Source organism: Metabacillus dongyingensis (assembly GCF_019933155.2).
Lineage (GTDB): Bacteria > Bacillota > Bacilli > Bacillales > Bacillaceae > Bacillus_P > Bacillus_P dongyingensis.
In genome coordinates, this window is sequence record NZ_CP082944.1 from 1,830,384 (window position 1) to 1,843,679 (window position 13,296).

Here is a 13,296-nt window from a genome sequence, read left to right on the forward strand (position 1 = left end):
GCCGTGCTGACCGGTAGTTAGGCGCTTCCTCTTGCCATAAATGCGGAAATTTTTAATTCATCTAACTAAAAAAAGAGTGAAAAGCATCTGCTTTTCACTCTTTTTCTGATAAAGGAAGAATAATCGTCACTTTCGTCCCTTTATCTAAAACACTGTCAATGGCGATCGTGCCTTTGTACATAGAGATAATGCGCTTGCATACGACAAGTCCGAGCCCTGTGCCGGTATCTTTCATGGTAAAGAAAGGGTGAAAGATTTTTGAAATGACATCTTCCGGTATGCCTTTTCCCGTGTCGATTACTCTGATTACAGCGAAATCTTCCTGTTTTTGCACTTCAATGGTTAATCTGCCTTCATTTTTGTCGATTGCTTCTAAGGAATTTTTCGCTAAATTCAGCAGCACCTGTTTGATATGATCCTTTGTGCAATTAATTAGCAGAGGTTCTTTATATAACCGGATATCCATTTCTGTATTATAAAGGTTAGCTTCAGACCCCAGCAGCGGAGATAATTCAAGCACGATCGCATTAATATCATGGTCTGCGTGGTGATGGGCAGTCGGTTTCCCGAGCACTAAAAATTCGCTGACAATTTCATTAATGCGCTGGATCTCTTTATCGATGACAGAAAAATAAAATTGATCTTCAGAGTCCTTGTATTTCTCCTGCAAAAGCTGAATGAACCCTTTTATACCTGTCAGCGGATTTCTGATTTCGTGGGCAGTGCTAGCTGCAAGCATTCCGACAAGCTCTACTTTTTGAGCATCTATTTGGCTTTGTTCAATTAAAGCTCTTCTTTTTAAGAGGAAATTTTGAATGAGAATAAAAATGATATTTAAGATTCCGAATGTGATCAGCATGTAAATGATCATGTCTTTTGCATTTTTAAGACTTATTTCTGAATCAGGCACACCCTCAAGCTTCCACGCAATCTGATCAAGGTAAACCCGGACAGGCTCCAATTTTGATAGCTCATTTTCGCTGCCGGATGCAAAAAGTACATGATTGCTTTCATTTACTACATTAATATGCAATCTGGGACTGATGACGTTCATGATATTTTTAAGATAATCTACTTTTAAAGCTGCTACTAATAAGTTTGTTACTTCGCCTTTCTCATTAAAAATGGGGGTGCAAATGGAAACAATATATCCTCCGGTAATATTTCCGAAGTAGGCGTCTGATACAGTCGATTGTTTAGTCGCAATGGCACTTCTGAAAAAAGCCCGGTTTTGAAGGTTGACTGTTTTCATCAATTTTCTGGAACCGGCAGTAATGTCACCGTTCTTATGAACAAAATAAAGTCCTGAAAAACGCGGTTCCTGGTCATACGCCTGCATGAGCACACGCCGAATTTTATCCTCGTCCTTTTCTTCTTCAAGCACAAGCGCCATCGATTCCAGCCTTGCTTTTGTATCTTGAATTAAATTATCGATCTGATTTTTATGAATGTTGATCATGAATGCTGCTTCAGAACGATGGAGATCCATCACTTTGTCTTTTTGGTAAAAATAAATGCATGTATTGATTAGAAGGGATGGAATCAGCACGATCAGAAAATAGATCGATGCTTTTTTTAATCGATTAGGATCTTTCAGCAAAGTTATCGCCCCAAATAAAAGATTGCCCGATTAAGAGCATACTATTCGAATTATAAACCATTTAATTTGAATGTACTAGGAATGAAAGCTGAATTCCGCTCGAAACTAAAAGCGCGTTTCTTCTATTGTAGAGAAAGGGGATATTCGGTATGATGGAAAGAAAAGGGAGGGGTTTCTCATAGAAACAGTGAGACTGACAATCTTGCAGACGAGTGACATTCATGGTCATATTCTTCCGCTAATATACAGCACAAATGAGGAACAATGCCTGGGTCTTGCAAAAATTTCAACGGTCATCAAAAAAGAGAGGAACGAACATGATAACGTCCTTCTTATTGATAATGGAGATTGCATCCAGGGAACCCCGCTTACATACTATTATGCGAAAAAAGCTGCAGATCAGAAGAACCCTGTCATAGCGGCTATGAATGCGCTTGGCTATGATGCAGCGGTAATCGGCAATCATGAGTTCAACTACGGCAGTGATTTTTTAAAAAAAGCTGCGGATCAATCTGAATTCCCATGGCTGTCAGCTAATATCAAAGAAAACGGAGAGCCATTATTAGGCAAACCTTATATAATGAAGAATTACTGCGGTGTAAAGGTTGCGGTGCTGGGGGTAACAACACATTATATCCCGAACTGGGAAGATCCGAAGCATATAAAAGAGCTCTCCTTTCACGATGCTTTTCAATCGGCCAAACATTGGACTGAATATATTAGGAAGAATGAGTTGCCTGATCTTCTCATCGTCTCATACCATGGCGGTTTTGAACGTGATCTTAAGACGGGAGAACCGACAGAAGTGCTTACAGGCGAGAATCAGGCCTATCAATTTTGCCATGAGATTGAGGGGATTGATGTCTTGCTCACCGGTCATCAGCATCGCTCCATTTCAGGTGAAATAAACGGAGTAACGGTGATTCAGCCTGGCTTTAATGGACGTTTTGCCGGAAAAATTGAGATCACCTTCTCGGTTAATGATAACGGAACATGCGTTAAAGAGAAATCACCAATGCTTGTAGACCTAACTATGATTGAAACAGATCAGAGCATAATAGAATTAATTCAGCCTTTCGAAAGAGAGACACAAAAGTGGCTGGATCAGCCAATTGGAAAGATCAACGGGAACATGCTGATCGAAGACCCTTTCGCAGCACGCATGGTGAAAACAGCTTTTATAGAATTTATTAATAAGGTACAAATGGATGCATCAGGCACGGAAATCTCAAACACGGCTCTTTTTGATAATTCATCAAGAGGCTTTCCTGAAAATCCGACCATGCGAGACATAGTTTCAAACTATATCTATCCGAATACCTTGAAGGTGCTGCGTTTGAAAGGGAGGGACATAAGAGCCGCTCTTGAACGTTCAGCCTCATATTTTATGTGCGGAGAGGACGGCGCAGTTATTGTGAATCCGAAGTTTCAGGATCCGAAGCCTCAGCACTATAACTATGACATGTGGGAAGGAATTGAGTACATACTTGATGTCTCAAAACCAATCGGCGAGCGGGTCGTGCTTCTTGAGAAAGAAGGAAAGCCGCTGGAACATGATGGGGAATATGACGTTGTAATGAATAATTACAGGGCCTCAGGCGGAGGAGAATACACAATGTTCAAAGGAAAAGAAGTCATTAAAGAAGTTCCTGTTGATATGTCTGAGCTGATTGCGAACCATTTACTTGAGAAAAAAGAAGTACAAGCTTCTCTCAATCATAATTGGAAGGTCATTTGTTCTTAAAATCACTCTGCTATATTGACATTTCAGCTTTCATTTTGTATCATTATTATTTAGAATTCAAGATATTTAGTTATCGAAGGATTGATGAAAATGAAAGAACAAGAGCAAATCGAACAATCGTTAAAATTATTTATCGTTTTATCCCGTGCACACCGCGCGATAAATGATCAAGTGAATAAACACATCTCAAGCTTCGGGCTGAACCCAACAGAATTTGCCGTGCTTGAGCTCCTTTATCATAAGGGAGAACAGCCCCTTCAGCAAATTGGCGGGAAGATTCTATTAGCAAGCGGAAGCATCACATACGTAGTCGACAAGCTTGAACAAAAAGAACTGCTTGTCCGAAAAGCATGTGACAAGGACCGCCGCGTTACCTTTGCTCAAATTACGGATAAAGGCAAGAAATTGATCGAGAGTATTTTTCCATCTCATCAAGAGCGGTTAGATGAAATTGTCGGCATTCTGACATCAGAAGAAAAGCAGATCGTTATTGATCTTATAAAAAAAGTCGGCTATCATGCACGGGATCTTCAAGATTAAAACACTTTCTAAATAGGAAGTGTTTTTTTTTTTTGGAGAGATGGCGATTTCTGCAGTTAGCCGGAATGTGTGACTGGAATGGACTCCTCAATTTTTTCCATTCGGTTAAAATCTTTTTCTGGCCAGCCCTTGGGTAATCCAGTTCTGAATATGGACTATATCAGCCGCAATATCATTCACACGCCGGATGTATGTACGTCAAGCCTCCTAATTGGCCTCGCCGGTGGGCCATTACAGTTCATCTTTCAATAAAAAAGTGTCCACATTGGACACTTTTTTACTGGTTCTGCTCAATCGGAAGAATCAAAATCTCGACCCTGCGGTTTTTTTGCTGGCCTTCTTTTGTTTTGTTGTCTGCAACTGGATTGTACTCCCCAAACCCTTTTGCTGAGAAGGCTCTAGGATCAAGCTGCCCGTTTTCAAGCAAAAGCTTCATGAAATTTACAGCGCGCATTACACTTAAGTGCCAATTAGATTCAAACTCCGCGTTCTGGATCGGCACGTTGTCTGTGTGACCGCTGACGATAATATTGCGAGGAGGATTCATGACTAATAGCTTTGAAATTTCCTTCGCCAGCTGTTCATCTTTCTTGCGGATGGAGGAATTGCCCGAATCAAAAAAGATATCATTTAAAATGGTAATGAGAAGACCTTCATCCGTCAGAGTGGTTTTTAATTGTGTTTCAAGACTGTTGGCAGCAATATAGGCATTCACTTTTTTCTGAATTTCTTTTAATTTCTCCTGCTCGAGTGTTTCCTGCTTTTCTTTATCCGGATTCTTTTCCTTCTCTTGATCCAGCTTTTCCATCTCACCGTCAGGGATCGGACTTGGATATTCAAGTACGCCTGTTCCGCCTGTGAACGTGCTGTTGAACGCCCGGGCAAGCATTTGGAATTTCTGTGCGTCTACTGAGCTCATCGCAAAAAGGACAATGAAGAGGGCAAGCAATAGCGTTAATAAATCCGCATAGGGCAAAAGCCAGGATTCATCAACATGCTCTTCCTCGTTTTTCTGTTTTTTCTTTCTAGCCATTTAACCTCTCTCCTTCAACGAAAAGCTGTTTTCTTTCGTGTGCAGGAAGGTAGGTGGCAAGCTTTTGTTCAATGGCTTTCGGGGCCTGACCTTCAAGAACAGATAACACTCCTTCAATCATGACGTGCTTTACTTTTGCTTCCTGCCTGGATTTTCTTTTGAGTTTATTTGCAAAAGGATGCCACAAAACATATCCCGTGAAAATCCCCATGAGGGTTGCTACAAATGCTGCTCCAATCGCTTTCCCTAATTCATCCGTATTATCCATATGTGAAAGAGCAGCGATTAATCCGACAACTGCTCCAAGTACTCCAAGGGTAGGGGCGTATGTGCCTGCCTGTGAAAAGATGGATGCTCCTGCTGAGTGGCGTTCTTCCATGGCATCAATTTCTTCCGTCATGACATCCCGGATAAATTCAGCATTTTGTCCGTCAACAGCCATGCTCAGCCCATTTTTTAAAAATGAATCTTCAACATCCGAAATCTTAGCTTCAAGTGCAAGCAGCCCTTCTTTTCTCGCAATCTGGGCCCATTCGGAAAACATGGGAATCAGTTCTTGAATGCTGTGTGATTGCTGCTCCTTAAAAATAACGCCGAAGAGCTTCGGCACTCTTTTAATCTCGCTTGTGGGAAATGCGGTTACGACAGTAGCGATCGTTCCGGCAATTATAATCAGCAATGCAGCCGGATTCAGCAGGACAGCCGGGCTGACACCCTTCATAAACATGCCGACACCAACTGCGACAAGGCCTAAAATTAATCCAATAAGCGACGTTTTATCCATATTCTCACCAAATCTTTCTTTCGTTACGTTTTGTTACTGTTTATATCGTCATCTTTTTATGAACTTTAAGCGCATATTGAAAAGAGAAAGAGAGGAATCATGGCTTTTTTCGCGAATTAAGAGGAGGGAAAGTTATTATTTTAAGAGAAAGTGGGGAAATACATATGAATTTTCAGGAATACGAATACAAAAGACCGGTTAAGGAAGAATTTGAAGCAGCGTTTCATAAGGCGCTTGAATTATTTAAGCAGGCAGAAAGCTTAGAAAAGCAGGAAGCGGCGCTTGATCAGCTGAATGTCATCCGCGGCAACCTTTCTACAGCCTTCAATCTTTGCTACATCCGCCATACGATTGATACAAATGATGAGTTTTACAAAGAAGAGCAGGACTATCTTGATGAGCTTGAACCGCATATTAAAGCAATGGATACGGAGTTTTACAAAGCGCTTGTCAGCTCAAATTTCCGCAATGAATTGGAAGAGAAATACGGGAAACAGCTTTTTGCCCTTGCTGACGCCCAGATGAAAACATTCTCCCCTGAAGTACTTGAAGATCTGCAAAAAGAAAACAAACTCGCGACAGAATATACGAAGCTTGTTGCCTCTGCAAAAATTGAGTTTGACGGAAAAGAATACACACTCGCACAGCTTGAACCGCTGCTTGAATCAAAAGAGCGCGACAAGAGAAAACGTGCATCAGACGCATACTTTGGCTTTTATGCTGAAAATGGAGAAAAATTCGATGAGATTTTTGACAAGCTCGTAAAAGTCCGGACACTCATTGCAAAGAAATTAGGCTTTGCGAATTTTGTGGAGCTTGGCTACGAAAGAATGCAGCGCATTGATTTTAATGCAGACATGGCGAAGAACTTCCGTGATCAGATCAAGGAATACATCGTGCCGATGGCCTCTCGATTAAGAGAACGCCAGCAGGAACGTTTAGGGCTTGATACTCTTGCTTTTCCGGATGAAAAGCTTCAATTTACAACTGGAAATGCTACTCCTAAAGGGGATGCAGAGTGGATTATCGAGAATGGGAAAAAGATGTATGAAGAGCTGTCGGGAGAAACAAATGAATTCTTTGATTTTATGATTGAACGGAATCTGATGGATCTGCTTGCTCAAAAAGGAAAAGCAGGCGGCGGATACTGCACATATATTGAAGATTACAAAGCTCCATATATCTTCGCGAACTTTAACGGTACAAGCGGAGATATTGATGTTTTGACACACGAAGCAGGTCACGCATTCCAAGTGTATATGAGCCGTCATTTCAATTTATCTGAATATCACTTCCCAACACATGAGGCTTGTGAAATTCATTCCATGAGCATGGAATTTTTCACTTGGCCTTGGATGGAAACCTTCTTTAAGGAAGATACGGAAAAGTATAAATTCAGCCATTTAAGCGGAGCTCTGTTATTCTTGCCATATGGTGTAACTGTCGATGAGTTCCAGCATTTCATCTATGAAAATCCGGATGCCACTCCAAAGGAACGCAAACAGGCATGGAGAGAGATTGAACGGAAATACTTGCCGCACCGCAATTACGAGGATAACGAATTCTTGGAAGAAGGCGGATTCTGGCAGCGTCAGGGACATATCTTTAATTCTCCTTTCTATTATATTGACTACACACTTGCTCAGATTTGTGCGCTGCAGTTCTGGAAAAAGATGCATGAAAATAAAGAACAGGCATGGGCGGATTATCTCCATCTCTGCAAACAGGGTGGAAGCCAATCATTCCTGGAATTAGTAAAGACTGCGAACTTGATCTCACCTTTTGAAGATGGATGTGTACAATCGGTCACAGGCGACATTCGAGAGTGGCTTGAGAATGTGGATGACAAAAACCTTTAATGTAAATGCCGTCAGCATATGCTGGCGGTTTTTTCGTTTGTTAGTCGGACAAAAGATCAGTATAAAGAATGAATTCAAACTCTCGCACTTCTTTTAAAATTAAGAAAAGAGAGGAGAGATGGAAATGAAATTTGTGCATGTGCAGTTAGAGTGTAAACATCTTGAAGAAATGAAAGAATTCTACACGGGTATTTTAAAGATGAGATTAACAGATGAAAAAAAGGATCGTTTTACCGTGAAAGCAGGTTTGAGCAGCTTAACTTTTATAAAAGCAGAAAACCGTGCCTATTATCATTTATGCTTCAGAACAAATATATCGTTTTTTGACGTCATGTTTAAGGAATTAGAGAGTCTTCTGCTGCAAAATGAAGAAGGCGAAGTGAGCTTATACTGGAAAGGAAAACAGGCTTATTTTCATGATCCTGAAGGAAATGTGCTTGAAATGCTTGAAAGGACGGAGGCTCCAGATCATCTGTTAGACTGGCATGATGCATTTGAAGTTGGGCTGCCATGTGAAAATATTGACGAAATGCGGAAGGAAATAGCTTTTTTGACTAATCAATATGGGGCTGAATCTGACTCGTTCGCTTTTTTCGGAAATGGTGATGGCTCTGTCGTTGTGGTGAAAGAAGGCAGGCACTGGTACCCGACACAAAGAGGTTCAGAGATTCACCCGATTGTACTTGAAGTCGAGGATAAGGCTGAGTTTGTGTACAGACACCCAGTATATCCTTATAAAATTATTGCAAAAAAAGAGTGCTGAATTCCTCCAAGTCAGCACTCTTTCCATTTTATTTATCATTTACAGAAATCTCATCATCTGTAATTTCTACAACAAGTTCTGTGATCTCATTGCCTTCAAGCAAGATGTCAGCAATTGAATCTTCTACATGCTCTTGAATCACTCTGCGGAGCGGACGTGCACCGAACGCAGGATGATAGCCGAGTTCGGCAATTTTTTCTTTCGCCTCATCAGTGATGCTGAGCGTTACTTTTTGTTCTGCCAAAGCAGTTTTCAAATCATCCAGCATAATATCGACGATTTCAAGCAGATGCGGTTTTTCAAGTGATTTGAATTCAATGATGCTGTCAAAACGATTCAGAAACTCGGGTTTAAAGAATGAGCCTAGAGAGCTTAATAAAGAACTTTCATTTAAGGCATCATTGCTTCCGAATCCGACAGTTATTTTCTTATGGCCGATGCCGGCGTTGCTTGTCATGATGATGACAGTGTCTTTAAAGCTGACCGTTCTGCCCTGGCTGTCTGTAAGTCTGCCATCTTCCATCACTTGAAGGAACATGTGCTGGACATCAGGATGAGCTTTTTCAATTTCATCAAGCAGGATGATGCTGTATGGGTTCCGGCGGACTTTTTCAGATAATTGTCCAGCTTCTTCATGGCCAACGTAGCCAGGAGGGGAACCAATGATTTTAGAAATCGAATGCTTCTCCATGTATTCACTCATATCAAGACGGATGAGTGAGTCGCGAGAACCAAACAGTTCAGAGGCAAGGGTTTTTGTCAGCTCTGTTTTCCCGACCCCGGTCGGGCCCACAAACAGGAAGGACCCGATTGGTCTTTCTTTGGACTTTAATCCTGCACGGCTGCGGCGAATGGCTTTGGCTACTTTTTTAACAGCCTCGTCCTGACCGATTACTTTTCCTGATAGTTTAATCTCAAGGTTTTTCATCTGAGCCTGCTCGTCTTCCTGAAGTTTGCCTACTGGTATACCCGTCTTCTTTTCAATGATGGCCTGAATATCTGCAAGGTCGACTACAGCTTTAACAGGAGTCTGCATTTTCTCAAGCTTGAGCTCTTCATCGCGCAATTTGGCAGCAAGCTCGTAGTTTTCTTCCTTCGTTGCCTGAGCTTTTTTACTGGCGATTTCAGCTAATTGACCGCTGATGTCTTCGCCGCCGACTGCCTGAAGGTTCTTTTTCGAACCTGCTTCATCAAGCAGGTCAATCGCTTTGTCAGGCAAGTAACGATCCTGGATGTAGCGGTTTGACAAGGTTACAGTCGCTTTAATGGCTTCTTCGGTATACGTAACCTCATGGTATTTTTCATATTTATCCTGAATGCCTTTTAAGATTTCAACGGCTTTTTCAAGGGACGGCTCTGATACCATGACTGGCTGGAATCTGCGTTCAAGCGCTGCATCTTTTTCGATTTGACGGTACTCTTTTAAAGTCGTTGCACCTACAACCTGCAGCTCTCCGCGTGCAAGAGCAGGTTTTAAAATATTGCCTGCATCCATTGATCCTTCGGCAGACCCTGCACCTACAAGAAGATGAATTTCATCAATAAACAAGATGATGTTTTTCTTTTGCTGAAGCTCAGAAATCAGCTGTTTCATTCTTTCCTCAAATTGGCCCCGTATGCCAGTGTTTGCAACTAGTGAAGCCACATCAAGCAAGTATACTTCCTTGTTTTTCAGCTTAGCAGGGACATCGCCTTCTGCAATTTTAAGCGCAAAGCCTTCTGCTACAGCCGTTTTGCCTACTCCTGGTTCACCGATTAAAACGGGGTTATTCTTATTTCTTCTGTTCAGAATTTCAATTAATCTTTCGACCTCTGCATCTCTTCCAATAACAGGATCAATGACTCCTGCTTTTGCAGCTCGCGTTAAATTGCGGCCTAATTGGTCAAGAAGACCATTGCCTCCATGTTTATGAGTTTGACCTTCTGCACCTTGCTGGAATGGCTGAGAAGAAGGAACATTTCCGAATGATCCGCTTGGAACAGAGCTTCTATATTGTGCATAACAATCTGTGCAGAGCAGCACTTGCTGACGCTCCTGATTAATTTGAAGAGTTAAATGAACAGATGCTTTCTTAGCTTGACAGTGTTGACATAGCATAGTGAAAACCTCCTGATATATAATTTGACTTTGACTATCTTTGACTATTTAGGTGGTAAAAAATCACCTCATAGGATGATCTTGATTCATATTATAGTTTGACCTTATTTGACTTTCAAGTATTTTGCTTAAAATTTTATAAGTTAAATCGGAAATCTCATCAGGCTCTAAGTCGAAGCGTTTCGTGATTAGCTTCATAACTGAATTTGCAGCACTAAATGTGGGCTTCGACACGAGTTAAGTGCATCAAAACTGAATATGCGGCACTAAATGTGGGTTCCGACACGAGATAAGTGCATCATAACCGAATATGCGGCACTAAATGTGGGTTCCGACACGAGATAAGTGCTTCGTATCCGAATATGCGGCACTAAATGTGTGCTCCGACACAAGATAATTGTGTCATAACCGAAAATGCAGCACTAAATGTGTGCTCCGACAAGAGTTAGTGCGTCATAACCGAATATGCGGCACTAAATGTGAGCTCCGACCCGAGTTAAGTGCAACATAACCGAATATGCAGCACTAAATGTGGGCTCCGGCAAGAGTTAGTGCGTCATAACCGAATATGGCGGCACTAAATGTGTGCTCCGACACAAGTTAAGTGCGTCATAACCGAAAATGCGGCACTAAATGTGTGCTCCGACCCGAGTTAAGTGCATCATAACCGAAAATGCAGCACTAAATGTGTGCTCCGACACAAGTTAAGTGCGTCATATCCGAAAATGCAGCACTAAATGTGTGCTCTGACACAAGTTAAGTGCGTCATAACCGAATATGCAGCACTAAATGTGTGCTCGGACATGAGATAAGTGCGTCATAACCGAAAATGCGGCACTAAATGTGTGCTCCGACACAAGATAATTGTGTCATAACCGAAAATGCAGCACTAAATGTGAGCTCCGACACTAGATAAGTGCGTCATAACCGAATATGCGGCGCTAAATGTGTGCTCCGACACAAGATAATTGTGTCATAACCGAAAATGCAGCACTAAATGTGAGCTCCGACAAGAGTTAGTGCGTCATAACCGAATATGCGGCACTAAATGTGAGCTCCGACCCGAGTTAAGTGCAACATAACCGAATATGCAGCACTAAATGTGGGCTCCGACACGAGTTAACTGCGTCATAACCGAATATGCGGCACTAAATGTGAGCTCCGACACAAGTTAAGTGCGTCATAACCGAATATGCAGCACCTAATGTGAGCTCCGACACCGAGTTAAGTGCTTCAAAACCGAATTTGAAGCACATCATCGAGCAGGCAATCACTAAGTGGATGCAGGATTTTCAGGAGAAAAACAACCGTCCAAATGAAGTCTTTGGTGTAATCTTGTCCATGAGATTGGTCATTTTGGGGGATTTGGACGGGTTACCACCTGACTTATAAGATTAGTGAAGATTTGAGTCTTTTACTATTGAGATTAAATTAATGCGACACTTGTGAAAAATTTTCTTCTGCCAACAGGCCGAACCGCATTCAGGTTGTACTTCTTTCTTAACACCTTGTCTCATATACATGGTAAGAGTTCAGCTAAAGCATTCATCGTAACGGGGGTAGAAGATGAAGAATCAATGGTTTCAGGTTGTTCAAATCGCAGCTGTATATGTTGGAACGGTTGTCGGGGCCGGCTTTGCAACTGGACGGGAGATTGTGGAATTTTTTACGCAGTATGGCTTATTTGGCATACTCGGTATTTTAATATGCGGGTACTTTTTTATGCATCTTGGTGCAAAGATTATGATCATATCAAAACGGATCGGGGCAAAATCGTACCAGGATTTTAATCTTTTTTTATTCGGCAAGTCGTTTGGATTTATCATAAATTTCTTTATGCTGCTTGTCTTATTCGGTGTAACATCTGTGATGCTATCAGGTGCTGGGGCTATTTTTGAGGAGCAGCTGAAATTTTCAAGGCAGTTTGGATTGCTGCTTACCATCGTTCTGACGATCATCGCGATGTCTTTCGGCACAAAAGGGCTGTTTAGCGTCAATATTATTGTCGTGCCGCTTTTAATCCTCTTCAGTGTGCTTATTGCGGTATCATCATTTGATGCCCATACGTTTTCATCCTTTCAGCTTCATCATGCTCCATCATTTAAATGGCTGATCTCAGCCGTATCCTATTCAGCCTTTAACCTGGCGATGGCAGAAGCAGTTCTTGTTCCCCTTGCACAGGAGATTGAAGATGAGCGCGTTGTAAAATGGGGAGGAATAGCTGGAGGGGCCGTCCTTACGTTCATTTTGCTGAGCAGCCACTTTGCCCTGTCCACACTTCCTGATGTGATTTTATACGATATCCCAATGGCCGAGGTCATGAAAGCATCTGTTTTTTCCTTCTATTTCATTTATATTTTGGTCATTTACGGGGAAGTTTTTACATCTGTCATCGGTAATTTATTCGGTCTTGAACGCCATTTGGTGCGGATAATTCCAATCCCAAGGATGTTCATTATCCTCATCCTGCTCAGCGGTGCTTTTTTCGTCAGTCAAATTGGCTACAGCTCGCTGATTGCCTTTTTATATCCAATCTTTGGCTATATGAGCATCATCTTTCTGGTCTTATTGTTGGTCCGGAAAAACCCTCTTCCTGAAAATAATAAAACATTGAAAAAGTGAGAATAATCAAACAATTTAAACATAAAGGCTTGATTATCAACATAATTATGAAGAAAACTGGCATAATTCACGTTTGACTGCTGAAGTTGTTCATATTATGATGTTTTTAATGTTATCTGAATTTTTTATATCTTTTAAAGAGGTGATGAGATGGGGTATTAACTTTTTATAGAAGGTTTTGCACCATCGCTTGCCTAATAGATTGAAATTTTTCAGGAGGTGACTCCTTTTCTGTCTCAGGCGGAAGAGGGAA

General features: G+C 41.5%; 10 protein-coding genes. 6 read left to right on the forward strand and 4 right to left on the reverse strand.

The features are described from left to right. Nucleotides 1-94: 94 nt before the first annotated feature. Nucleotides 95-1,600: an ATP-binding protein gene (locus K8L98_RS09025; protein WP_223441484.1), complete on the reverse strand. Its 1,506-nt coding sequence runs from the start codon at nt 1,598-1,600 to the stop codon at nt 95-97. Nucleotides 1,601-1,778: 178 nt separating this feature from the next. Here K8L98_RS09025 and K8L98_RS09030 point away from each other — a divergent pair, with 178 nt between their 5' ends. After that, nucleotides 1,779-3,344: a bifunctional metallophosphatase/5'-nucleotidase gene (locus K8L98_RS09030; protein WP_223443282.1), complete on the forward strand. Its 1,566-nt coding sequence runs from the start codon at nt 1,779-1,781 to the stop codon at nt 3,342-3,344. A gap of 90 nt (nt 3,345-3,434) precedes the next feature. Beyond that, on the forward strand, nt 3,435-3,884 hold the full coding sequence (locus K8L98_RS09035) for a MarR family winged helix-turn-helix transcriptional regulator (protein ID WP_223441488.1): 450 nt from the start codon (nt 3,435-3,437) through the stop codon (nt 3,882-3,884). Nucleotides 3,885-4,161: 277 nt separating this feature from the next. Here the strand turns inward: K8L98_RS09035 and motB are convergent, their stop codons facing one another. Together motB and motA are read right to left on the reverse strand one after the other, a co-directional pair. Beyond that, on the reverse strand, nt 4,162-4,917 hold the full coding sequence (gene motB / locus K8L98_RS09040) for a flagellar motor protein MotB (protein ID WP_223441490.1): 756 nt from the start codon (nt 4,915-4,917) through the stop codon (nt 4,162-4,164). Beyond that, nucleotides 4,910-5,701 (reverse strand): flagellar motor stator protein MotA, encoded by a 792-nt coding sequence (motA, locus tag K8L98_RS09045; RefSeq protein ID WP_223441492.1) that lies wholly within the window; start codon nt 5,699-5,701, stop codon nt 4,910-4,912. The genes motB and motA overlap by 8 nt, the downstream gene beginning before the upstream one ends. A gap of 164 nt (nt 5,702-5,865) precedes the next feature. On the opposite strand from motA, the gene K8L98_RS09050 reads away from it, so the two are divergent. Both K8L98_RS09050 and K8L98_RS09055 read left to right on the forward strand, forming a co-directional pair. Then, complete coding sequence (locus tag K8L98_RS09050; RefSeq protein WP_223441495.1) at nt 5,866-7,560, forward strand: M3 family oligoendopeptidase; 1,695 nt, start codon at nt 5,866-5,868, stop codon at nt 7,558-7,560. 124 nt (nt 7,561-7,684) lie between these two features. Next, the gene (locus K8L98_RS09055; RefSeq protein ID WP_223441498.1) at nt 7,685-8,323 is read left to right on the forward strand and encodes a VOC family protein; all 639 of its coding nucleotides are present in this window, start codon (nt 7,685-7,687) and stop codon (nt 8,321-8,323) included. A gap of 28 nt (nt 8,324-8,351) precedes the next feature. Here K8L98_RS09055 and K8L98_RS09060 read toward each other — a convergent pair whose 3' ends face one another. Next, on the reverse strand, nt 8,352-10,421 hold the full coding sequence (locus K8L98_RS09060; RefSeq protein WP_223441501.1) for an ATP-dependent Clp protease ATP-binding subunit: 2,070 nt from the start codon (nt 10,419-10,421) through the stop codon (nt 8,352-8,354). 1,206 nt (nt 10,422-11,627) lie between these two features. Here K8L98_RS09060 and K8L98_RS09065 point away from each other — a divergent pair. Both K8L98_RS09065 and K8L98_RS09070 read left to right on the forward strand, forming a co-directional pair. Then, on the forward strand, nt 11,628-11,813 hold the full coding sequence (locus K8L98_RS09065; RefSeq protein WP_223441505.1) for a hypothetical protein: 186 nt from the start codon (nt 11,628-11,630) through the stop codon (nt 11,811-11,813). A 174-nt stretch (nt 11,814-11,987) separates the two neighbouring features. Then, nucleotides 11,988-13,043: a YkvI family membrane protein gene (locus tag K8L98_RS09070; RefSeq protein ID WP_223441508.1), complete on the forward strand. Its 1,056-nt coding sequence runs from the start codon at nt 11,988-11,990 to the stop codon at nt 13,041-13,043. The last annotated feature ends 253 nt before the right edge of the window (nt 13,044-13,296 follow it).

What these genes read in the sequence shown, in the direction of transcription:
- K8L98_RS09035 (WP_223441488.1), top strand. Translation starts at nt 3,435, where the DNA reads ATGAAAGAACAAGAGCAAATCGAACAATCGTTAAAATTATTTATCGTT.
- motB (WP_223441490.1), bottom strand. Translation starts at nt 4,917, where the DNA reads ATGGCTAGAAAGAAAAAACAGAAAAACGAGGAAGAGCATGTTGATGAA.
- motA (WP_223441492.1), bottom strand. Translation starts at nt 5,701, where the DNA reads ATGGATAAAACGTCGCTTATTGGATTAATTTTAGGCCTTGTCGCAGTT.
- K8L98_RS09050 (WP_223441495.1), top strand. Translation starts at nt 5,866, where the DNA reads ATGAATTTTCAGGAATACGAATACAAAAGACCGGTTAAGGAAGAATTT.
- K8L98_RS09055 (WP_223441498.1), top strand. Translation starts at nt 7,685, where the DNA reads ATGAAATTTGTGCATGTGCAGTTAGAGTGTAAACATCTTGAAGAAATG.
- K8L98_RS09060 (WP_223441501.1), bottom strand. Translation starts at nt 10,421, where the DNA reads ATGCTATGTCAACACTGTCAAGCTAAGAAAGCATCTGTTCATTTAACT.
- K8L98_RS09070 (WP_223441508.1), top strand. Translation starts at nt 11,988, where the DNA reads ATGAAGAATCAATGGTTTCAGGTTGTTCAAATCGCAGCTGTATATGTT.